Annotated in this window: 19 protein-coding genes; 11 read left to right on the forward strand and 8 right to left on the reverse strand. The window is 62.8% G+C overall.

Going from position 1 to position 22,622, the window contains the following annotated elements; genetic code table 11:
• The coding region (locus tag QOC89_RS01030) for a GntR family transcriptional regulator (RefSeq protein ID WP_323043318.1) at window positions 1-375 on the forward strand (375 nt) is incomplete at its 5' end.
• 79 nt (window positions 376-454) lie between these two features.
• Here QOC89_RS01030 and QOC89_RS01035 read toward each other — a convergent pair.
• Entirely contained in the window at window positions 455-3,025 is a 2,571-nt protein-coding gene (locus QOC89_RS01035) for an adenosylcobalamin-dependent ribonucleoside-diphosphate reductase (RefSeq protein ID WP_323043319.1), read from the reverse strand.
• 404 nt (window positions 3,026-3,429) lie between these two features.
• A complete protein-coding gene (locus QOC89_RS01040) occupies window positions 3,430-3,714 on the reverse strand; it encodes a DUF3331 domain-containing protein (protein WP_179741437.1) in 285 nt (94 codons plus the stop codon).
• Window positions 3,715-4,059: 345 nt separating this feature from the next.
• On the opposite strand from QOC89_RS01040, the gene QOC89_RS01045 reads away from it, so the two are divergent.
• Window positions 4,060-5,142 carry an AI-2E family transporter gene (locus tag QOC89_RS01045; protein WP_323043320.1) on the forward strand — a complete coding sequence of 361 codons (1,083 nt, stop codon included), beginning with the start codon at window positions 4,060-4,062 and terminating at the stop codon, window positions 5,140-5,142.
• 130 nt (window positions 5,143-5,272) lie between these two features.
• On the opposite strand, the gene QOC89_RS01050 is transcribed toward QOC89_RS01045, so the two are convergent.
• From QOC89_RS01050 to QOC89_RS01060, 3 genes are all read right to left on the reverse strand, one after another.
• Window positions 5,273-6,133, reverse strand: a complete 861-nt coding sequence (locus QOC89_RS01050; protein ID WP_323043321.1) for an alpha/beta hydrolase — start codon at window positions 6,131-6,133, stop codon at window positions 5,273-5,275.
• A gap of 132 nt (window positions 6,134-6,265) precedes the next feature.
• Entirely contained in the window at window positions 6,266-7,375 is a 1,110-nt protein-coding gene (locus tag QOC89_RS01055) for an OpgC domain-containing protein (protein WP_323043322.1), read from the reverse strand.
• Between the two features lie 171 nt (window positions 7,376-7,546).
• Window positions 7,547-7,906, reverse strand: coding sequence for a hypothetical protein (locus QOC89_RS01060; protein ID WP_323043323.1), 360 nt, complete (start codon window positions 7,904-7,906; stop codon window positions 7,547-7,549).
• 23 nt (window positions 7,907-7,929) lie between these two features.
• Here QOC89_RS01060 and QOC89_RS01065 point away from each other — a divergent pair, with 23 nt between their 5' ends.
• Window positions 7,930-9,102, forward strand: coding sequence for a porin (locus QOC89_RS01065; protein ID WP_323043324.1), 1,173 nt, complete (start codon window positions 7,930-7,932; stop codon window positions 9,100-9,102).
• Between the two features lie 83 nt (window positions 9,103-9,185).
• Here QOC89_RS01065 and QOC89_RS01070 read toward each other — a convergent pair whose 3' ends face one another.
• On the reverse strand, window positions 9,186-9,485 hold the full coding sequence (locus tag QOC89_RS01070) for a hypothetical protein (RefSeq protein WP_323043334.1): 300 nt from the start codon (window positions 9,483-9,485) through the stop codon (window positions 9,186-9,188).
• An 824-nt stretch (window positions 9,486-10,309) separates the two neighbouring features.
• Between QOC89_RS01070 and QOC89_RS01075 the strand changes: the two genes are divergently transcribed.
• Genes QOC89_RS01075 through QOC89_RS01085 form a run of 3 tightly spaced genes read left to right on the forward strand, consistent with a single transcriptional unit; the run spans window position 10,310 to window position 15,278 of the window.
• On the forward strand, window positions 10,310-13,138 hold the full coding sequence (locus tag QOC89_RS01075) for a xanthine dehydrogenase family protein molybdopterin-binding subunit (protein ID WP_323043325.1): 2,829 nt from the start codon (window positions 10,310-10,312) through the stop codon (window positions 13,136-13,138).
• Window positions 13,135-13,902 (forward strand): (2Fe-2S)-binding protein, encoded by a 768-nt coding sequence (locus tag QOC89_RS01080; RefSeq protein WP_323043326.1) that lies wholly within the window; start codon window positions 13,135-13,137, stop codon window positions 13,900-13,902. Before QOC89_RS01075 ends, QOC89_RS01080 begins: the two co-directional genes overlap by 4 nt.
• Window positions 13,902-15,278, forward strand: coding sequence for a c-type cytochrome (locus QOC89_RS01085; RefSeq protein ID WP_416340321.1), 1,377 nt, complete (start codon window positions 13,902-13,904; stop codon window positions 15,276-15,278). Before QOC89_RS01080 ends, QOC89_RS01085 begins: the two co-directional genes overlap by 1 nt.
• Window positions 15,279-15,492: 214 nt before the next feature.
• Here QOC89_RS01085 and QOC89_RS01090 read toward each other — a convergent pair whose 3' ends face one another.
• The gene (locus tag QOC89_RS01090; RefSeq protein ID WP_323043327.1) at window positions 15,493-15,900 is read right to left on the reverse strand and encodes an SRPBCC family protein; all 408 of its coding nucleotides are present in this window, start codon (window positions 15,898-15,900) and stop codon (window positions 15,493-15,495) included.
• Window positions 15,901-16,047: 147 nt separating this feature from the next.
• Here QOC89_RS01090 and QOC89_RS01095 point away from each other — a divergent pair, with 147 nt between their 5' ends.
• Both QOC89_RS01095 and QOC89_RS01100 read left to right on the forward strand, forming a co-directional pair.
• Window positions 16,048-16,464 carry a hypothetical protein gene (locus QOC89_RS01095; protein ID WP_323043328.1) on the forward strand — a complete coding sequence of 139 codons (417 nt, stop codon included), beginning with the start codon at window positions 16,048-16,050 and terminating at the stop codon, window positions 16,462-16,464.
• A gap of 717 nt (window positions 16,465-17,181) precedes the next feature.
• On the forward strand, window positions 17,182-18,249 hold the full coding sequence (locus QOC89_RS01100; RefSeq protein ID WP_323043329.1) for a peptidoglycan DD-metalloendopeptidase family protein: 1,068 nt from the start codon (window positions 17,182-17,184) through the stop codon (window positions 18,247-18,249).
• 821 nt (window positions 18,250-19,070) lie between these two features.
• Here the strand turns inward: QOC89_RS01100 and QOC89_RS01105 are convergent.
• Window positions 19,071-19,469, reverse strand: a complete 399-nt coding sequence (locus QOC89_RS01105) for a hypothetical protein (RefSeq protein ID WP_323043330.1) — start codon at window positions 19,467-19,469, stop codon at window positions 19,071-19,073.
• A 157-nt stretch (window positions 19,470-19,626) separates the two neighbouring features.
• On the opposite strand from QOC89_RS01105, the gene QOC89_RS01110 reads away from it, so the two are divergent.
• From QOC89_RS01110 to QOC89_RS01120, 3 genes are all read left to right on the forward strand, one after another.
• Complete coding sequence (locus QOC89_RS01110; RefSeq protein WP_323043331.1) at window positions 19,627-19,839, forward strand: hypothetical protein; 213 nt, start codon at window positions 19,627-19,629, stop codon at window positions 19,837-19,839.
• Between the two features lie 80 nt (window positions 19,840-19,919).
• Window positions 19,920-20,375, forward strand: coding sequence for a (2Fe-2S)-binding protein (locus QOC89_RS01115; RefSeq protein WP_323043332.1), 456 nt, complete (start codon window positions 19,920-19,922; stop codon window positions 20,373-20,375).
• A gap of 1 nt (window position 20,376) precedes the next feature.
• A partial coding sequence (locus QOC89_RS01120) for a xanthine dehydrogenase family protein molybdopterin-binding subunit (RefSeq protein WP_323043333.1) occupies window positions 20,377-22,622 on the forward strand: 2,246 nt, incomplete at its 3' end.

Raw genomic sequence — 22,622 nt, forward strand, 5'->3', positions numbered from 1 at the left:
GCGGCGCAAGTGCGCGCGTTACGCAAGCACGTGCGGCAGGAGGGCGATGCGCGCAAACAGAATGATCGGCCCGCCATCATCCGCTTGTCGGGTGAGTTTCATGTGCTGATCGCGGAGATGATCGGCAACGAGATTCTGTTACGGATGATGCGCGAACTCGCCCCGTTGACGTGCCTCGTCATCACGCTTTACGACAAACCGAATGCACCGGCGTGCCCGCATCACGAGCACAGCGATCTGATCGACGCCATCGAAGCGCACGACGGCGCCAAGGCGGCGGCGTGCATGCTGGAACATCTGGAGCATATCGAGGCGACCTTGAACTTCGACGAGGAGAAGGACGCGTCGTCGGATATCGAAGCGATCTTCTCCTGAGCGTCGCCCCTCTTCGCCGCGGTGCACCCGCTTCACGCAGTGCATCCGCCGCGCCTGCGTAGTGGCGGTTCGCTGACGCTCACCCGCACGCGCCAACCTCGCCACACGCGGTACAGAAGTCGCAGCCATCCTTGCGAATCACCGCATTCGCGCCACACGAGCCGCACTTGCGTCCGAGCATGGTGTGCAGTCCTTGTGCACCGCCGGGTTGTAGCAGGGTGGCATCGTCAGTCGGGCCGGTGCCGCCAGGCGGCGGCCGGATGCCGAAATCCGCCGGCAATGCCGTTTCGGCTCTCATCTGCCCGCGCGGCAAGCGCGCCAGCATGCGCGAGGGCACCTGGTTGCCCTCGGCATCGAGAAAACCGCGCCGATGCAGAATCTGCTGGATCGCAAACGCGAGCGCCGCCACTTCGGAGTCGTGCCAGCGCGGCGTGCGATGACCGTCAAGACGCTGCACTTCGCCGAGCCGCACCTGCCCACGATCCCACGACACCTTGCGCATGTCCTGCAAATTGCGCGCGACAAAACCGCCGCGTGCCGCAAGCGACAGCGAACGCATCGTTGCCGTGATCCATTGCTGCGACTCGTCGCGCTGACCGGTCGGAATGAAGAACTCGATGGGGCGTTCGATCGTGACGTCATCACCGCCAAGCCGCCCCGTCACTTCGATAAACGACACCGCCACGTAAAGCGACTTCTTGCCGGCTTGCGTCAGATACTCGACCTTTTCGATGATCGCCGGCAGTTCGCCCTTGGGCCGATGATCGATCGCGATCCGCAGCGGATCCTGATCGGTCTCCGTCAGCGTGTCATCCGCTTGCGGCGGGCTCACGCTCAGCACCGCGCCGAGCGTTTCGTTCGGACGGTAGGTGGCGAGACCCTTGAGGCCGTTTTTCCACGCGTCGAAGTAGAGGCTCTCGAATGCTTCGAACGGATAATCCGCCGGCACGTTCACCGTCTTCGAGATCGACGTGTCCACGTACGGCTGCACGGCGGCCATCATGTCGAGGTGATCGCGTGCCGACATTTCGAGCGCGCTGACGAAATAGTCAGGCAGGTTTTTCACGTCGCCGCCGAGCTCGCGATAAAGACGGTACGCGTAGTCTTCGACATCGAACGATTCGCGGCCGCCGTCGGCCATCACCTTCATGCGCGTGTAGGTCCACGAGAAGGCCGGCTCGATGCCGTTCGACGCGTTGTCGGCGAACGCGAGGCTGACGGTGCCGGTCGGCGCGATGGACAGCAGATGGCTGTTGCGGATGCCGTCGCGGCGGATGGCTTCCTTGATGTCGTCGGGCAGGCGCGAAGCGAAGGTGCCCGCTTCCAGATAACGCGCGGCGTCGAACAACTCGAACGCGCCGCGCTCGCGCGCCAGTTCCACCGACGCCCGATAGGCTTCGTCGCGCATCAGCCGGGCAATGCGTACCGCGAAGTCACGGCCTTCCTGCGAGTTGTAGCGCAGGCCGAGCATGACCAGCGTATCGCCGAGGCCGGTGAAACCCACGCCGATGCGCCGTTTGGCGCGCGACTCGTCATATTGCTGCTGCAGCGGCCAGAGCGTGACGTCGAGCACGTCGTCGAGAAAACGTACCTGGGTGCGGGTGCGTTTGGCGAGACCGTCCCAGTCGAACGAAGGCTTGCGGCCTTTGATCTGCGCGAACGGATCGAGCACGAAACGCGTGAGGTTCAAGGGTCCGAGGTTGCAGCATCCGTAGGCCGGCAATGGCTGTTCACCGCACGGATTGGTGGCGCGAATGGTTTCGACCGCACGCAGATTGTTGTCCTCGTTCATGCGCGAGATGAACACGATGCCGGGCTCGGCGACGTCATAGGTAGAGCGCATGATGCGATCCCAGATCTCGCGGGCGGGCCGTTCGCTATAGACCCACAGGCCGTCGTCGCGCTGCCGCACGTCGCCCGCCGCGCGCAATGCCGGCGACGGCTCGGCGCGATGCACGAGTTGCCACGGCTGATCTTCTTCGACGGCACGCATGAATTCGTCGGTCACGCCCACCGACACGTTGAAGTTGTTCCAGCGGCCTTTCGAATGTTTGGCCTCGATGAACTCGATCAGATCGGGATGGTTGCAATCGAGCACGGCCATTTGCGCGCCGCGCCGCGAGCCGGCACTTTCGACGGTCCGGCACGAGGCGTCGAATACGTCCATATAACTGCACGGACCGGACGCCGATGAACTGGTGGTATGAACGCGCGCGCCCTTGGGCCGGATCGCGGAGAAGTTATAGCCGACGCCACCGCCGCGGCGCATGGTTTCGGCGGCCTGCAACAACGCCACGTAAATGCCGGGAAGGCCCTGTTCGTCGACACCTTGAATCGCGTCACCAACCGGTTGCACGAAGCAGTTGATGAGCGTGGCGGCGATGCCCGTGCCTGCCGCGCTCATGATGCGCCCGGCGCCCAGTGCGCCATGCCGGAGATTGTCGACAAAGCGCGCTTCCACCGACTCGCGCAGGGCTTCAGGTTCCGCCTGGGCGACGCCACGGGCGACGCGTTTGAACACGTCGTCGGCGGTTTGCTCGTCGCCTTTCGCGTACTTCTCGAGCAGGACGTCCAGCGAGAATTGTTGCGGTGCAACTAACTGAACTGAGGGAACCGCTGCGGCGCGGGTTTCGTGAGTGTCTTCTGCCATGGGTGTCGCCTCTCGTTTGCCGCGAAACGGCTGCGGCGCGTTCGAATGGGATGCGGGTATTCATTTGACGGTGCGCGTGACGGTGCGCGTGACGGTGCGTGTCTGGCGGGCCAGGTGACCTGGCGCAACGTGGACCACCATAGCGCACGTGGCGACGAGCCGCAATCGGGCGTTTGGGGAAGGGTCCTTGGACCGGCCGTCCGCCAGTTCCAGTGGCCTTTCGCGCTACCTTTCCGAGGCGGCGAGGTGGAGTAAAGCGGGGAGGTAGAGAGCAGCGGCTGGGACGTGGGGCACCGGCCGACAAAGGAGAGTGGCGGCAAGCCAGCGCAAACATATTGCGAGGGATACCGGCAACGGCACAACCCGTCACCGCACGGCAGCGAAGTGCCGTGCATGCAAAAAACTTACGCTTCAGCGAGCTCGCACAGAACTTCAGCGCAAATCATTGCGGACGCGTTGGAAGGCGCTGGCCGTTCTGCCGGTTTGAACACCGCATCGCCCCGGCGAATCTTGCGCCGCGTGACAGCACAGGTGCCCGACGTATGCGCGGAGCGCCGCCGCCAACGCTGCTCGCCATAGTGGCAACGTCCCGGTTCGACCCAGCGGATCACCAGTGTCGTGTCGGAGCGCTCGAGAATTTCGATGCGTACGCCATTAGTACCGTCTAGGGGGATGGACTCTAAGGTCATCATCGTCGGCTCCGTATTGTGGTGTGCCGAATGTAGTCCCGTGCGCGCTGGATAGCCATTGTGCCGCGGTTGAAACACTGTTCTCTAAACAGCAACAATGAAACTTGACATCGGTGCTTACCCGAAACGGCGGGGCTTTGCGGGCCATGCGCAAGGCGCGTTTACGATAGGGTGGATTTTTGCAACGCAGTGTTGTGCTCAGTGCGACGAGAATGCCGCGTGTAAAGCGGGCCGGTCCTTCCTTTAAGATGTGGTTATTGATGAGCGACCGTGCGATGCAAGTGTAGCGGGTTTGCATTTTTCTGGCCGGCACGCGCGCATATCCACACGACCCTAAGAGCCCACATGATTTCACGCCCTCCGGCAGCGCCCCCCGAATCACCGACTCCGCCTGATCGCGTGAAGAAGCAGAAAACGGCCTTGCTCGTGCTGTACGTCGCGCTCGTGTTGCTGGCACTGTGGGTCGTGCGCGATTTCATTGCGGTGGGGGCCTGGGCCGGCGTGATTGCCATTGCGCTGTGGCCGCTCTTGAGAAAGCTGGAGGGCAACCGCTGGTTCGCGGGCCGCACGACCCTGATCGCCGTGGTGCTGACACTTGCGATCGCATTGCTGGTGGTGCTGCCGATCGGAATCGGCATTACCGAGGCGCTGCGCGAAGCGCATGACATGACCGAGTGGTTCAAGGCCGCCCAGGAAAACGGCATTCCGATGCCGGACATCATCGGGCGCTTACCGTTTGGCGGGCAACAGATTTCGACATGGTGGCAGGCCAATCTCGCGCCGCCGCTGCGCGATTCGGCAGCCATGAAGGGCTTGCACAGCACGACCGTGATGACACTCGGCCGCCACTTCGGCGCGCGGGCAGCGCGCGCTGTGATGGTGTTCGCCTTCATGCTGGTCACGCTGTTCGTGATTTTTCAGGCCGGACCGCGTTTGTCCGGCTCGCTGATGAGAGGCGTGCGCCGCGCGTTCGGTGACGACGGTGCGCACCTGCTCGGTCGGATGGCCGCGGCAGTGCGCGGCACGGTGTCGGGGCTGGTGGTGGTCGGGCTCGGCGAGGGCGTGTTGATGGGCGTCGCCTATTTCGTGACCGGCTTGCCGCATGTCGCGCTGCTCGCGTTCATCACGGCGATCGCCGCGATGCTGCCGTTCTGCGCGCCGATCACGTTCGGCCTCGCGGCCTTATGGCTGTTCTCGCAAGGTTCGGTTGCCGCGGCCATCGGGCTGGCGGTGTTCGGCTCAGTCGTGGTGTTCGTCGCGGAACATTTCGTGCGGCCGGTGTTGATCGGTAACTCGACGCGCCTACCTTTCCTGCTGGTGCTTTTCGGCATCCTGGGCGGCGCCGAGACGTTCGGTTTGCTGGGGCTTTTCATCGGCCCCGCGCTCATGACCGTGCTGATGGTGCTGTGGACCGATCTGGTGCAATAGTCGCACGTTAGCTGGCGGTACGAATGGCGTGTGATCTGGTGATCGGGCCGCACCTGAACGAGCCGCATCTGAAGTGTCGGCGCAACGGCGCGCGCGTTGCCGGCAAGCGCTGTCCCGCAGATCCGGCGGCTTACTTTTCCTGATCGTGCGCGGGCTGTTTGACGCAACCCAACGTATATTTCAACGCGGCGGGCAACAGCGCGCTCCAGACGTCCCAGGTATGGCCGCCGTCGATAATGCGCAGCGCCGCCGGATTCCCCGCCAGCCGAAGATGCGTATACAGCGACGACGCGTCCGCCTGGATCGCGAGATCGTCGTCGCCGGCGGCGATGAACATCGGCAGGCGGTATGGCCGGCCGATATAGCGTTCCCATTGCGCCGGATAGTTGAGCGCATGCCAGACGTGCGGATCGAACTGCCGCTCGCCGAACACGCCAACGCGGCGTGCCGCCGAAGCGAGCGGCGGCTCATTCGGGTAGATCGCGGGGCTCAGCAGCAGCGCGCCGCAAAACAGTTCGGGTTGCGTCATGGCGTAACGCAGCGCGCCGAAGCCGCCCATCGACACGCCGCCGATCATCCGTCCACCCCGTTGCGTCGCGACCGCATAGCGCGTTTCGATCTCGGGCATCAGATCGTGGAAGAACGCCGTCTCCATCTTCTCCTTGCGATCGACGTACCAGTCGGTACCGCCTTGCGGCATCACGATCGCGACCGGCGGCATCTCTTTGCGTTCGATCAGCGCGTCGGCGGTGCTTTGCAGATGGCCCTGCGTGAGCCAGTCGTTGGCGTCGCCGTTATTGCCGTGCAGGAGATAGAGCACGGGAATGCGCGCGGCGTCGTGGTGATAGCCGGTGGGCAGATAGATCGTGTAGGCCCAGTCGCGGCCGAGCGCCTCGGAGTGGAAGCTTCGGCTCATGACGGTGCTGGCGCTCGCCGGCGCACCGACAGCAGCGCACAGCGCGAGGAGTACGGAATGTAGGAATGGACGCATGTCAGTGTAAGAGGCCGCCGCGCAGATCGCGCGCGGCCGTCATGCTATCAGTATCGGCGGGGGAAATCGGCAGGCGGCAGAGAGCTAAGCGGCAAAAGCGCGTGCTCGCTTGCGTGCGCGGGCTTCGCTCGCTCAGGGCGCCGTTCCGAGCCGCAAGCTCCAAAGGCGCGTCAAGAACCGCTTGAGCGGTTCCGACGCTCTCCCGACGGCGAACAGCGCGCCGACTGCAAATGCATCCGCCACCAGCCCCAGGGGATAGTTCAGGTAGCCGTCGGTCGCGTCATACAGCACCGAATCGATGACCAGCGAAATCACGGCGCCGGCGATAAAGCACAGCAGCCCCTGACGGCCGATCATGCCGACCCACGGCATCCATTGAGCGAGCTTTCTTGCCCAGCCGAGCTGGATCAGGTTCGCGACGAGCCACGCAATCGCGAGAAAATTGATTGCGCGCAGGTACGAGAGGTTTTGCTTGAGGCTGCCATCGAGCGGCTCGCGTTCGATAAACAGCTTGTAATAAGCCGCGGCCGCCACCACGGCGAACGCCAGCACGGTGATCAGCCAGCCGAGACGGTGCGCGCTGAGCCGCTGATAAACCGGCTGGCAACGTGCCAGCACGCCGAGCACGAACATCAACTGCCAGGCAAACGGGTTGAAATCCCAGTGCATGTCCGGCGCGGCGGGCAGGTAGGCGTCGATAGCCGGTGCGCCCGCCCACAGCGCGACGCTGCCGGCCAGCAGCAGCCACGGCTTGCTGCGCGCGAGCGGCAGGATCATCGGCACGAGCAGCGCGAAGAACGCATACATCGGCAACACGGAGGCGAGATACGGTTGACGCCGGAATAGCAGGATGTCGCGCAGGGCGGCCACGGGGGCGGCCATCAGATCGTCGAGATCGGCGGTGGCGAGATTGGGGCCGTTGATACTGAACGCTGTCAGCACGGCGCTCACCAGCAGCATCAAACCGGCGGTGATCAGAAAGGCCCGATAGATTTCGAGCGAGCGCCGCAAGAAGCGGCTGCGCGCGCTCGCCTCGTTACGCCGTTCGGCCAGCGCCGCGTAGGCCGTGGCGGTGGCGAAGCCGCCGAGAAAGACGAAGACTTCGGCCGCATCGCACAGCGCATAGGCATGCAGCGTGACGCGCGACAGAATGCTGCCGCCGATGTGATCGACGACGATGATCAGAAGAACCAGCCCGCGGAAAAAATCGAGCTCGATCAAGCGGGGTTGCGACTTTTGCATGGTGTGGCGCCAAAAACAGCCCCATGCGACGGCGCGCTAGTTCAGCGCGGCAGGCGTCTCATGAGGCTTTTTGAAATGGGAATCGGGTACTGCGGCGGGCTTGAAGATGGCCAGTAAAAATGACCTGTTTGAGGGCGCGGAGTTCCGCTGCAGCGCCGCAAAAGCTTTCGATTATATTTCTTTCCATGACAGAGTCGCGGCGGCCCTTGCTGGATGCAGCCGTCCGCCGGCTTCCCGGACAACGCGCGCCAACCGCTCGAACAGGCGGCGATTGCCTGCATCGTGCCGCGTCGGCGCAGCCCAGGCGACAGCCGGTTTAAGTACGACCGGCGCGGCATCGTTTACCTGAATAAGCACCGCGAAAGAAGGGGGCGCCGCACGCAGTGGAGATTTCGCAACGTTTTGAGATATGGACGCGACACCCGATGGACGGCGGCGTAACGGCATGTGAGGATTTCCTGAAGAGGCGTCGGGGTTGAGAAACGCCTCCAGAAGCGTCAAAAAGAAAGCGGTCGGATCGAGTTGTTCCATTACTCGAGTTCTGGGAGATCTTCATGAACAAGCAAGTGTTCGCGCTGGCTGTCTCCACCGCTTTGTCCGCCACCCCCCTGGCGATTGTTTCCGCGCCTGCGTATGCCCAGACGAGTGTGACGCTGTACGGCGTGCTCGATGAAGGCATCAACTACACCAATAACGTCGGCCGCGGCCATGTCTATGAACTCGCCAGCGGCTATGCGCAAGGCAGCCGCTGGGGCTTGAAAGGCGCCGAGGAACTCGGCGGCGGCCTGAAGGCGATCTTCCAGCTGGAAAACGGCTTCGACGTCAGCTCCGGGCGGCTTAACCAGGGCGGCCGGATGTTCGGCCGGCAGGCGTTCGTGGGCTTGAGCTCGGCGCCGTACGGCACCTTGACCTTCGGGCGTCAGTACGATTCCGTGGTCGACTTTCTGGCACAGACCACGGCCAACGGCAACTGGGCCGGCTCGCTGTTCTCCCACCCGTACGACAACGACAACACCGACAACACCTTCCGGCTCGACAACAGCGTCAAGTACACCAGCCCGTCGCTCTCGGGTTTCCAGTTGGGCGGCGTGTACAGCTTCAGCAATGACACGGGCTTCGCCAACAATCGCGCGTACAGCTTCGGCGGCCAGTACACCTACGGCGGACTGCTGGTAGCCGCGGCGTATCTGCAAGCCGACAACCCGGGCAACGGCTCAAACGGCGCGATCACCGCAAACGACGCCGGCTTTATTGCCGCCCGCATGCGCGTGTTCGGCGGCGGCATCACGTATACCTTCGGGCCGGCCACCGCCGGTTTCGTGTACACCAACTCGAACTATCTGGATCCGACCGGCAGCGGCTATCTCGGCGTGACGCCGCTCGTCGCGCCCGGTGTGTTGTTGAACTCGTTGAAATATCAGAATTTCGAGGTGAACGGCAAATACCAGATTTCACCGATGCTGTTTGTCGGGGCCCAGTACGTGTACACGATGGAAACCTACGACGCCTCCAGCGGCGGCGTGAAGCCGAAAATTCATTCGTTCGGCTTGATGGCGGACTACAACCTGTCCAAACGGACCGACGTCTACATTCAGGGTGAATATCAACAGGTGACCGGCAACGCCACCTATTCGATTCTGGACGATGCCTTCAATGTCGGCACCCAGTCGCCGTCATCGACGTCGAAGCAGGTCGTGGTGCGCGCGGCGATACGGCATAAGTTCTAGAGACGGCCGGGCGCGCCGGTTGTGGATTGAATGACGACTGCGAATTCAAGCGTGATTGAATGTCGCTTTCCCGTGTGACGGGATCAATTCATTACGTAATTCTGAATCAGAATGCCGATAATCACGCCGGCGGGAATACCGAAGGTTCTGCCACGAATGGTCGCGCTCAGATCTTCGTCGAGTACGAACCGGCAGCGGCGTTCACGCCAGACGGTTTTATAGGCCAATGGCCTGGCATCGACGATAACGAGGGAAATGAGCGCGGTCACGATAACCTGTTCCAAAGCATGCAGCTGCGCCATGAACGGCGAAAATTCACCGGCATTGCACAGCAATACCATCACGACCGCAGCGATCAGGGCGCCGAAAAAGAAACCACCCATGAATCTGTTCGCTGAATTAAGAGAATCCACTTGAACCTCAAATGATCCACCGGTTTTTATCGAGCCGGCGAAGTTAAAAATATACTGACGGAAATAGTGTTCACGTTTAAAGACTTGCCACGCTTTTGCAGCGAAGCAGGCAGGCTCAAACGGGACCCGTAAGGATATTTTTTTGACCTTCTTCAACATATCGTCCCTTTCCCAAGCTGGTGCGGGATCAGTCCGAAATGCCTGGCGCGCGCTCAGGCCGGTGACCCACAGGCATGCGGCTGAAACGGCGGTGCTGGCGTCGGCGGAAAAACTGAATGCAGCGTCGGCGTACAGGATTGCGGATGTGTCGGCGGCCAGCACGATCGTCGTCGAGCGGAATACGCCGGAGGCACTGACTGCCCCGTTCGAGGCATTGGGCATCACGATTTTGCGTGCGTAGTTCGCGATAAACCCGCCACTATGACGATTCATACCCGATCCGTTATTTACGAGATAGTTGACAAAAAATGACGCACCCCATTGGGAATAGGCGAGATAATCCCGCCCCTTGCCCTCAGTAGAACTGGGGAAAAGGCAACTCACGGCAGTTCAAGGTAAATCAGATCGACTGCGGCATAGCCGAAGTGATGGCCGCTGCACGTCGCCGGTACGCCCGGGCGCACGCAAGCGCCCGCGGATCGAACACCTCCCTCGTGGTGCCAGCCGCTCGGCGCTTGTGCGCGCGCAAGCGCGTGCGCGGCGCACCGAGTGCGATGTTTTTCACGAGCGATTGACTGGCTTTGCGCAGTCGTTCTGTCCACGAGTTGCCACTGTGCTCACTAAAGGAGAAGCCCATGGGGAAACTCGACCTTTCGCGTCGTAGTTTTCTGAAGGCCAGCGTATTGGCGGGTGTGTCGGTGTATCTCGCGCCGATGGGCAGCCGCGCATTCGCTGCGTTGTTCGAAGAAAAAATCCTGACACCGGTTCAATGGGACGCGGCTAACGGCCAGGCGAAATTCCGCATCGACGGGATCGCGAAAGTGACCGGTTCCAAAGTGTTCGCGCGCGACATCCGCGCCGCCGACATGCCGCACTGGCCACAGCAGCAGTCGCACGCCTTCATTTTGCGCACGACACAAGCCGACCGCAGCTATGAAGGCTTCGACCTGGCGCTGCTTGGCGACGATCTGAAGCCCGATCGCGTGGTCACGGCTGAAGATCTGACGCGCGACGGCCTGATCTTCCCGGCCTTCTACGGCGACGACATGCTGCTGCCGCCGGGCAAGACGCCCGCGTATCTCGGCCAGGCCGTGGCGATCCTGATCTATCACGACTTCGCGCGCTTCCGCTTCGCGAAAGACACGCTCAAGTTCCAGGATCAGATCATCCGTTACGGCGCGCAGACCGGGCCGCTCGAACGCGATCCGTGGGGGACGTTCCGCTTCGTGCGCGTCGGCGGCAAGACGCCCTATGACGACGACACGTTTTCCAGTCTGAAAGACGCGCCGGTGTTCCCGAGCACGATGCGCAAGCACCAGCCGGTGTGGCCCGACGGCGTCGAACACGGCAAGCTCGACGAGCAGGGCATGTTTCACGCCGGACAGATCCAGCAGGAACTGGATCATCCGCCGGCGGACTGGCTGGTGATGGAGCGCGAGTACCACACGCAATCGATCGACACGGCCGCGCTCGAGCCCGACAACGCGAACTGCTGGTACGACGCGGCGACGCAATCGTTGCACATGGTCGTGCCGACCCAGGCGCCGCTGGAAGTCGTGGAAAGCGCGGCAGGGATGGTGGCGAAATGCGCGTTCCCGGTGAAGAACCTGTTTGTGCACCCGTGCTATACGGTCGGCTACGGTTCGAAGGACCACTTCAACGTGCCGTTCTACGGTCTCGTCTGCGCGATGTATGCGGATGGCCGCCCGGTGCGGCTGGCTAACGATCGCTACGAGCAGTTCCAGACTTCCTTGAAACGCCACGCGTTCAGGATGAACTACCGGATCGCGGTCGACAGGAACACCGGCTTGCTGCAATCGTTCAAGGCCGGGATGGAAGCGGACGGCGGCGGACGTTGCAACTTTTCGCCGTCGGTGGCGATGGTGGGCGCGACGGCAGCGCAGTCGATCTACTACTTCCCGAAGAACGATTTGTCCGCGGTGGCAATCGCTTCTCGCGCGATCGACGCGGGCTCGGCGCGCGGCTACGGCACGTTGCAAAGCATGGCCGCGACCGAGATGATGGTCGACGAAATCGCCGCGCAACTGAAGCTCGATCCGATCGACTTCCGCCTGAAAAACGCGCTGCGCTCGGGCATGAAGAATACCCAGGGCGCGGTGCCCGCCGGCGCGATTCGTGTCGACGAGGTGTTGCGGAAGGCGAAGGTTCATCCGCTGTGGATGAATCGCGCGAAACGTAAAGCGGAGTTCGAAGCCGCGCATCCGGGCAAGCGCTACGGCGTCGGTTTTGCGTGTGTGCAGAAAGACTTCGGCACGGGCGCGGAAACCTCCTTCGCGAAGGTCGAGTTCAGTGCCGACGGCAAGATCAGCCTGCAACACACGGCCGCCGAAATCGGCACGGGCATGTCGACCTCGCAGGCCATCGCGGTCGCGAAGTGGCTCGGCAAGCCGGCTACCGACGTGCATGTCGCGATCACCGATTGGCCCGATCTGCCGGTCGTCACGAGCGGCGATCCGTACCTGATGTCGCAAGCGGACCAGGACAAGCTGGCCGCGAATCCACGTTGGTCGCCGGGTTATGCGTCGCCATCGAGCGCGACGAACTCGGCGTTTTACTTCACCCACAGCACGCGCGAAGCCGCACGCGTGGTCTTCGCGCATGGCTTGTGGCCGGCGGCGCTGGCGATCTGGGGGCAAGGCGGCGGTGGCGGGCAGGCCGCGCCGCTGGTGGTGCGCATCGAAGAGGCGCGTTGGGTCGACGGCAAGCTGTCCGCGGCAGGCCTCGAAGCGCTGCCATTCGAACAGCTCGCGAAGAAAGCGCACGAGTTGGGTCTGGTAACCGGCGCGACCGTGCACGTGTTCAATCGCTGGCAATGGACCGAAGCGGACTTCGAGATCGACGGCAGCGTCGAACGTCTGCCGCTCGACGGTCTTTCAGTGCGCTACGGCGATAGCGCTTCGGCCGACAGGCAAAAACTGCAGACCACATCGAATCGCTACCGCGTGCTCGACCGTCAGCGCGTGTTCATTCCGCCGGTGCAACGCAATAACGCCGCGGTCACGTACTACAGCGCGGTCGGCACGTTGGTCGAACTGTCGGTGCATGAAGCGAGCGGCAAGGTGGACCTGCTCGCGCATCACTCGATCATGGAATGCGGCAATCAGCTCTCGCCGCAACTCGTGTCGGGCCAACTGCAAGGCGGCCTTGCGATGGGTATTGGCCATGCATTGCACGAGTATCTGCCGCTTTATGAGGATGGCCCAGGCAACGGCACGTGGAACTTCAATCGCTACCACTTGCCCCGCGCGACGGACGTCGCCGTCTGGACCCAGAGCGGCGAAGTCTTGCCGCCGCTGACCGAAACCGATCCGCCAAAGGGCATTGCCGAGGTGGTGATGATTCCGGTGGTCGGCGCGATCGTGAATGGTATCGCCCATGCGATCGATCATCGCTTTACCGATCTGCCGGTTACCCCGCAACGTATTCAGGAGGTGCTCGCATGACGACCCCCAATCAAATTTCCGCTCATGCCGCGAGTGGCGCGAGTGGCGTGGTGAGCGGCAACGTCGCCCCGGGCGTCGTGTCCGGTGCTTCGGAGGCTGCTTCGGCCAAGGTCGCCCCCGGTTCGGTCGCCTCGGCGGCTGCCCCGGCCAGCGCACCGGCTGCTGCCGTGGTCGAGCGTCCGTTGACGCATTTCCGCACGCTGCCGGTAACGGTCAAGGTGAACGGCGAGATCGTCGGCCCGACCGACGTGCCAGCCGGTCTGATGATGATCGACTTTCTGCACGAGTACCTGCATTTGACCGGCTCGCGCCTCGGCTGTGGCCAGGGCATCTGCCACGCGTGCGTCGTGATCGTCGACAAGCCGGACGGTACCAGCGAGGAAATGCGGACCTGCATCACCGGCGCGAATTTCTTCCACGGCAAAACCATTCGCACGATCGAAGGGCACGCGAGGCGCAACGAGGCGGGCGAGGTCGTCGAACTGTCGCCGATCCAGCAGAAGTTTCTCGAACACTTCAGTTTTCAGTGTGGCTACTGCACGCCCGGTTTCGTCAATGCGGCGACGGTGCTGATCGAACGTCTGAAGCGTCAGCCGATCGCGAGGGACCAGCTCGAGCACACCATCACGGAGGCGCTGAACGACCATATCTGCCGTTGCACGGGCTACGTGCGCTATTACGAAGCCGTGAAGGAAGTCGTGCTGACGACGCCCGGCCTCGTAAAAGAAGGCAGTCCCCGTGAGCGATTGGAGGCCGCCGAATGATGAGCCGTTCGATGAATCTGCGCCGCGTGTTGCTGCTGGTCGGCGCCGCTGCTTTACTGGGCGCTTGCGCCAGACACGACGACTCCGCTGCCGCGATGCAGGCTGCTGCCGCGTTGGGACCGCAAGCCACCGCCGCCGATCCGCTCGCGCGCGGACGTTATCTCGTCAAGGCCGCCGACTGTGCCGCCTGCCACACCACCTCGGACGGCGCACCGTTCGCCGGCGGCGTGAAGCTGGCCTCGCCGTTCGGCACCTTCTACGGCACCAACATCACGCCGGACAAGGACCACGGCATCGGCAACTGGAGCGCGGACGATCTGTACAAGGCGCTGCACGACGGTGTCACGCCGAACAGGCAGTTGTATCCGGCGATGCCGTATACGTCCTATCGCCAACTGTCGCGTGCGGACAGCGACGCGATCTACGCGTATCTGATGGCGCGGAAGCCGGCAGCGGTGGCGAACCACGCGCCGGAGCTGTCGTTCCCGTTCAACCTGCGTTTTGGGGTGCGTTTCTGGGACTGGCTGTTCCTGACGGACACGTTGCCGGACGCACGGGAAGGGTCAATCTCCAAGGGGACTTCTTCTGGGGCGTCGCCCGAGGTGGCGTCCTCTGGGGAGGCACCCAAGGAGACCTCCTCTGAGGCGCCCCCCAAGGGGACTTCCTTCGGGGCGTCGGCGGAGTGGTATCGCGGACGCTATCTGGCCAACGCGCTGGGCCATTGCGCCGAATGCCACACACCGCGCGGCAAGTTCGGCCAGCTCGACGGTGCCAGGCCGCTGACGGGCGCGGCGCTCGGCCGGATCGCCGCACCGGACATCACGCCGCATGGTTTGGCGTCGCGTGGCTGGACCGCAGCGGACTTGCAGACGTTTTTCGCCACGGGTATCGCGCCGCAAGGCTCGGCTTTCGGCGAGATGTATCCGGTCGTGCATCTGAGCAGCCAGTACATGACGCATGACGATCTGCGCGCGATGTCGACGTATCTGCTCGGCGACCAGCCGCCGCCGGCACAGCCATTGCAACCGTCGCAATCGGTCTCAGCCGATGCCGCGCAGCTCGAGGCAGGGCGCAACGTCTATCTCGCGGTGTGTGCCGGCTGTCACGGGCTGGGCGGCGAAGGCAAGCCGCACGTCGCGATACCGATGCACGCTAATTCCACGCTGCGTCAAGGCGATGCGCACAATCTGATCGTGACGATGCTCGACGGCATCGGCGCGCAGGATTTCCCGGGCCTCGAACGGATGCAGGACATGCCGGGTTTCGCCACGCAACTGAGCGACACGGAACTCGCGCAGCTCGCGAATTATCTGCGCGCGACGTATGGCGGCCAGCCCGCCGACGTGACGGCCGATGCGGTGAAAGCGTTGCGTTGAACATTGCGACGCAATGCGTTGAAGGTTGAACACTGAGCGTTGAATGCTGAATGTCTGGCGGTAAGCGTCAGGTGGTAAGCGTGATGTGAGAACAAGCCGGTGCCCGTCATGAACTGACTCCGCAAAGTTGGACGCCTATCCAACGATTTGCGGTGTAGTTCATCGAGGCGCCGGCTTTTTTATGCGCGGACCCATGCCGCTTGACGCCAGTCAATCAACCCCGCGCCTCCAGCAACCCCTTCAATTTGTTCAGATCGCGCTCGACCCACTGCGCGTCGGCGGCGAATTTCTCGTCGGTCATACCGGGTACGCGAAACAGGGTGAACTGCACGTCGCTGCCGCTGCCATTGGCGATCACCCGCAGCGGGACGTAGATCTCGTTGCCGTCGGGCAAGAGCACGTAATGGTCGAGCACGCCGTAGATGTTCGGGTCGGAGAAGCGCACTGTCACGGCGCCTTCGCTGCCTTCGAACACCCACATCGCGCCTTCGTGGCGCAACGGTTTGCCCAGCCCCGACGCCCATGTCGGGAACGCGTCCGGTGCTGAAGTGAGAGCGTAGACATCGCGCCAGTGGCGCGCGATATGGACGGTGATGATGTGTGCCTGTGCAGGCGCGGTCATTGTGGCTCCAGTGAAATCGAAGCGCCTGTGAATGGCACGCAATGAACTCGCGCGCCAAGGCTTGCTCAAATGGTATCGCGCCGTTGCCGTCTGGCGGTGCGACTTACGTTTCGCCGTAGACTAACTGATTCCCTTCACGGAGATTTCATGAGCAATCGCGCGACGCAGACGCTTCCTCACCATAGTTACGCCAATTCGCTGGGCGCACCGCTGGCCTGTGTACAAGGCACGATCAGCAAAGTGTTCCTCGCGCCGGAGTTTCACCATGCCGCCGAGCATCAGCAATTCGTCATCAGGATCGACAAGGTCTTGAAGTTCGAGGGCGGCACGCAGAACCTCGTCGGCACTGAAGTGTTCGTTGCGGTGCGTTTCGGCGACAGCGAGGGACTCACGCAGCAAATCCCCGCATTGCAGGCCGGACAACCGATCGAGGCGCAGGGCGAATACATCCCGGAAGCCAGCGCCTATCCCACCGCCGATAACAACGACCCCGTTCTGCCGGTGCTGCACTTCACACATCATCCGGTCGGCTTCGTGCTGTATCAAGGCAAGACCTACAGTTAGTCGGCGCCCGTGCTATCGAGCCAGGGCGGAGGGCAAGTCGACTTGGGTTTCATCGAGCGGGACGGACATACCGGCGTCCGCTCGCCAGCACATTTTCCCTTCGCACTCCCGGTCGCGGCGATCGGCCATTCAAGTTTTGGCGGCGCTCTGCCGTTAAAGCAAACGTTGTCGTCCGGTTGCACGGCGGCGCAGCTGTTTACGGGTATTGCGACCGTGCGCGTGGAGGCTCCATGCCGACGCCGCACATGAGGCGCGAACGGGTTGCGGCGGCAGATGCAGCCAGAGCGGCGGCGGCCGGATCTGCAACGAGCCGCGGTTGCTCCAGGGCGGACAACACGGGACTGGTTGCACGTGCAACCATGTCCGCAATACCGCGCGTAAGCTTTGTATCAGATTGTGTGGAGCGGAGCGTTTGCTGCAAAACGCACTTTACAATTCCGCGTGAATTTTAATCGGCAATCTGGCCCTTTTCGCGGAAGATCGCCTGTTATCGGGTCTTGAGTGCCTCGTGTCCGGCACCTGGAATCTGTGTCCGGTATCCGGATAGCCGGGCCTACGGCAACGCGAAAGGGGTTGGTTTGATCGGCTGGGCATGGGTGGGCGCCACGCGAGGCATCCTCGCTGTGTCGCGAACGAAAGCAGCGCTTCACGGAACGCGCGCATCGTAAGCGACAGGGCCGCACCCGGCTCGCCAATAAAAAAAGCAGGAGTCGAACAATGGTGGGAAAGCGCTTCGACAGAACACTGATGGCCAGTGTGGCTGGCGTGTGGGTCGCGCTGGCAGTCGGCGGTTGTGCGAACGTGGGGCAGCAGGGCGCGCAGACCGGCGCGGCATCAGGAGCATCGGCTGCGTCGAGTGTGCCGGCGGTGGCGGCAGTGCCCGCCTCCGACGCGCTCGCAGGCACCCAGGTCAAGCTAGCCGCTGACGAGGGCACGCCGCTTAAGAAAGCGCCGTCGCTGGTATATCGCGTCAGGCGTGGCGACACGTTGGCGCGCATCGCGCAGCATCATCATTGCAGCGTCAGGCAGTTGGAGGCGTGGAATGGCCTCAAGAGTTCCTCGCGGTTGAAGCTGGGGCAAGTGCTGCATGTCGCCTCGCCTGAAACGGTGCGGGCGGTTAATGCGGCAAATGCGGCGGCCAAAGCAGCGGCGGTCGCTGCAAAGGCTGCGGCGGCGTCGGCGCCTGTTGCGCCGCTCGCAGCGCAGCAGGCGTCGGTGGCAACGGGCGCGCAGGCAACGCAATCCACGGCGCAGGCAACGGCGCAATCCACGGCGCAGGCAGCCACGCAATCCGCCGCACAGGCAGCCACGCAATCGACGGCGCAGGCAACGGCGCAATCAGCCACGCAGCCATCCGCGCCCACCGCTGCCGAGGCGCGCGAAGTCGCGCAGCAGACTTCCCGGCACGCGAACGGGGTGTCGCTCGCATGGCCTGCCGGCGGCCGCGTCGTCGAGGCTTTCCAGCCGGGCGAAACGCGCGGCATCGAAATCGGCGGCAAGGTGGGCGATCCGGTGCGGGCCGCGGCCGACGGCAAGGTGATGTACGCGGGCACCGGCCTGAACGGCTACGGCAGTCTGATCATCGTCCAGCATAACAAGGACTTTCTGACCGCCTACTCGCATAACCGCAAGCTGCTGGTCAAAATCGGCGACATTGTGCTGCAAGGTCAGCAGATCGCCGAGATGGGCGACGAAAACAACTCGCGCGTCTCCGTCGGTTTCGAGTTGCGGCGTGACGGCAAGCCGATCGATCCGATGCCGTATTTGCCACAAGGCCGCGGCTAGACCCGCGGCCTCGCTCCAGGCAGGCCTGCGGCCCGCGTCTCGGACAAATAAAAGAGCCGGCGATTTTTCGCCTTCTCTATACAAGCGGCGGACATGGCAAATCATTTGCCGGGTTCGCTGCTTTGTCACATCCGTCTGTCTTGAAGTAGCAGTGAGCAAACGCTGGGTTCGCTGCTTCGTCACGTCTGGGATTGGCGGTGAGCAATCGCTGGGTTCGTTGCCGTGTCATACCCACCTGTCCGGATCCGGTGCTGAGCAAATCAGCTAACGGCTGCGCGACTTCTTCAATCGAGCCGGTGGATAGCGGTAAGCGTCGCGAGAAAATTTGCTTACCTTAGCGGGTGTCTCCGAAGCGCACAGACCGGCTTTTCGAAGCGTTCCTGAGGACTCTCCCTGAGGACCCTCCCGCAAAATCTCACCTTTGACTCATCTTTGTTTTAGTCAGCAAAGCCAGGTAAATTGAAAAGCACGTTACTAACGGCATCGCCGGATTGATTGCTGACCGGCACAGGCAAGACACACTATTACGAATCAAGCATAAATCACCTTGAAATAAGCTGTCTTTGCGTAGGCTGAGTTCGGAACGCCTGGTAATCGTCGACGATGCGTCGCTTCTTTATTCAACGAGACGACACACGATCGACCGAAATGCACGCATGCCGATGGTGAGCGAATCCGGGAGCCGCAGGCACAACCCTCACTGCGCGCCGCACGGTGTCGCGCGAGGCGCGGCCGTATGCACGATCCCCGGCAGCCGCGTTCAACTCCAGCGACGTCCTGCACCTCACGCCAACGAAAGTGGCGCGTCGCCGCACCGCTGTCTATTTCGCTTCAATGCTGCGCAGCAGCTGCGAGACCTGGCCATGGTGATGCAGGATCGCCGGGTCGGCTTGCAGGAGCGGCAAATAGCGCGGCAGGAACGCGTTATTGGGCTGGTCTGGAGAAAAGAGGCCCGTGACCGCTTCAACTGCGGCGAGCCGATCGGCGGCCTCCGCTTCCTTGTCGTCGAGAATCTCGTCGACATTGGCGATGACCGTTGAGAGCGGCGTGAGCCAGCGGAACCCCGAGCCGTTGATGAGCACCTGCAGGAAGGCCGCCGGCGTCACGGGGCCGAATTCCTTTTCGTACACCGCGCGCTCGTGATCGAGAATCGATTTATGCAGCGCCAGTAGCGGTCTGCGAATGTCCGAGAGGAATTGACTGCATTGCTGGTCGTTCATCTTGCGGCTCCTTCGGATAGTCATGCCGGACCAGGCCGGGCGATCGGGTCAAGCCAGATCCATGCTAACAAAATCGTTCGAGGATGCATCAGTCAGAATGATGCGCGTACGCGAAGCACCTCAGATCAAGCCAATCCAGTAATGGTAACGCATTGATTTGAAATTCGTTTCACTTCCGGAAAGGGCGGCGGCCCGCGTCATTTGTTTGCATGCAGATGCCGCAGAGCTGCCCGCGCCGTCGGCGAACTTCTCGATGCGCGACTACAATTTGCCGGGTCCTTCCAGCACAGTCACGCTGCGCATCGTATTCATTGACCTGAGCCGCATTGCCGCATTGCCGCATTACGTATTAGCCCGGCTTGTCGAATAAACATGGCAAGTCTTTGCGTTTTGGTTCGACGTCTCTGTCTAAACAGCCTGACCAACAATAATCCCCACTCGGAGCCGCGCATGACAACGTTCAACATCAACGGCCAAACCCATACGGTCGACGCACCCCCCGACATGCCCATGTTGTGGGTCTTGCGCGATCTCGTCGGCTTGACCGGCACCAAGTTCGGTTGCGGCATTGCTCAATGCGGCGCCTGCACCGTCCATCTCGATGGCGTCGCGGTGCGCTCGTGCGTGCTGCCGGCAGCGGCCGTCGGCGACAGGAAAATCACCACCATCGAAGCAGTCGGCAGCACGCCGGCCGGGCAGAAGGTGCAGCAGGCCTGGCGTCAGCTGGACGTGGTGCAATGCGGCTACTGTCAGTCGGGGCAGGTGATGTCGGCGGCTTCGCTGATTGCGAGCAACCCCAATCCGACCGACGCGGATATCGACGCCGCCATGGCCGGCAACATCTGCCGCTGTGGCACGTACAACCGCATCCGCGCGGCGATCAAGCAAGCCGCGAAGGGAGCCTGACATGTCCCAAGGATTGCTCGATGCACAAAGAGACGCGCAGCCGTTAGCAGACGAAAGGAGCGGCAAAGACGGCAAGCGCGGCATCACACGCCGCAGGTTCCTCAAGTTCAGCGTCACGGTCGGCGCGGCGACGGGCGGCGGCTTGCTGCTGGGCTTCAGCATGCCGGCCGCCAGTCAGGATCAGAAGGCGGGTAAATCGGTGATCGGTGGCGACGCCGATGAAGCGCCGCAAAATGGCGTATTCGCGCCGAACGCTTTCGTCCAGATCGACACGGCGGGCAAGGTCACGCTGGTGATTCCGAAAGTCGAAATGGGTCAGGGCGTCTACACGTCGATCCCGATGCTGATCGCCGAAGAGCTCGAGGTGCCGCTCGACTCGGTCACGCTCGACCATGCGCCGCCGAACGAAAAGCTTTTTGGGGACCCGCTGCTCGGCGGCCAGCTCACCGGCGGCTCGACGTCGATCCGCTACGCGTGGGAGCCGATGCGCAAGGCGGGCGCAACCGCCCGCGTGCTGCTTGTCAGCGCTGCCGCACAGCAATGGCAGGTCGATCCGGCAAGCTGTCATGCGCAAGCCGGTCAGGTAATCCATGCCGCCAGCAATCGCAGCATCGGTTACGGACAGTTGGTGAACGCCGCGGCCAGCTTGCCCGCACCGCAAAACGTCACGTTGAAAGATCCGAAGGATTTCAAGCTGATCGGCACGGCTGCCAGGCGCCTCGATTCGCCGGAGAAAGTGGACGGCACCGCGATGTTCGGCCTGGACGTGCGCGTGCCCGACATGGTCTACGCGGCGATCGCGAATTGCCCGGTGTTCGGCGGCACGCTTGCCGGCGTCGACGATACGCACGCGAAGAAGATTCCCGGCGTGCGCCAGGTCGTCAAGCTCGATAACGCGGTCGCTGTGATCGGCGATCACACGTGGGCTGCCAAACGCGGGCTGCAGGCGCTCGATATCAAATGGAACGAAGGCGCGGGCGCGACACTGGGCATGCAACAGATCGTCGACGATCTCGCCCAGGCGTCGCAGCGTAATGGCGCGGTGGCGCGTAAGGATGGTGACGTCGGTACTGCGTTTTCAAACGCCAGGACACGCGTCGACGCCGTGTATCAGCAACCGTTCCTGGCCCATGCCACGATGGAACCGATCAACTGCACCGTGCATGTGCGGCCCGACGGCTGCGATGTCTGGCTCGGCTCACAGGTGCCGACGCGGGTGGTGGACGCCGCGGTTGCCGTCACCGGTCTGCCCGCCGACAAGATTGTCGTACACAACCATCTGATCGGCGGCGGGTTCGGCCGGCGGCTCGAGTTCGACATGGTCACCCAGGCGGTCAAGGTCGCCAAGCAGGTGTCGACGCCGGTGAAGGTAGTGTGGACGCGCGAAGAAGACATTCAGCACGACATGTACCGGCCGTACTACTACGACAAAATCTCCGCCGGTCTCGATGCGAACGGCAAGCCGATCGCGTGGCGGCATCGGATTGTCGGCTCGTCGATCCTGGCGCGTTTCGCACCGCCGGCGTTCAAGAACGGTCTCGACCCGGACGCAGTGGAAGTCGCCTCCGATCTGCCGTACGACTTGCCGAATCAACTGGTCGACTATGTGCGCCAGGAACCGCACGCGGTTCCCACCGCGTTCTGGCGCGGCGTGGGACCGACGCGCAGCACCTTCGTGGTCGAGAGTTTCATCGACGAACTCGCCGCGCAGGCGAAAATCGATCCGGTCAAATATCGCCGCGATCTGTTGGGCAAGACGCCGCGCGCGCTGAACGTGCTCGACACCGCCACCCAGGCGGCGAACTGGGGCAGCGCGGTGCCCACGGGCCAGGGGCACGGGGTCTCGGTGATGCACGCGTTCGGCAGCTTCTTCGCGATCGTGGTCGACGTGGCGGTCGATCAGGGCGAGGTGGCCGTCAAACGGGTGGTGTGCGCGGTCGACTGCGGAATGGTGGTGAATCCCAACACGATCGAAGCGCAGGTGCAAGGCGGCATCATCTTCGGCATCACGGCGGCGCTCTACAGCCAGATCACGATCAAGGACGGCCGCGTCGAGCAGAACAACTTCACCGATTACAGGATGCTGCGGATCGATCAGACACCGCCGATCGAGGTGCATATCGTGAAGAGCAGCGAGGCGCCAGGCGGCATCGGCGAGCCGGGCACGGCGGCGCTCGCGCCGGCACTGACGAACGCGATCTATGCGGCCACCGGCAAGCGGCTGCGGCAATTGCCGGTCGGCAGCCA

This window comes from Paraburkholderia sp. (assembly GCF_034668105.1).
Taxonomy (GTDB): Bacteria; Pseudomonadota; Gammaproteobacteria; order Burkholderiales; family Burkholderiaceae; genus Paraburkholderia.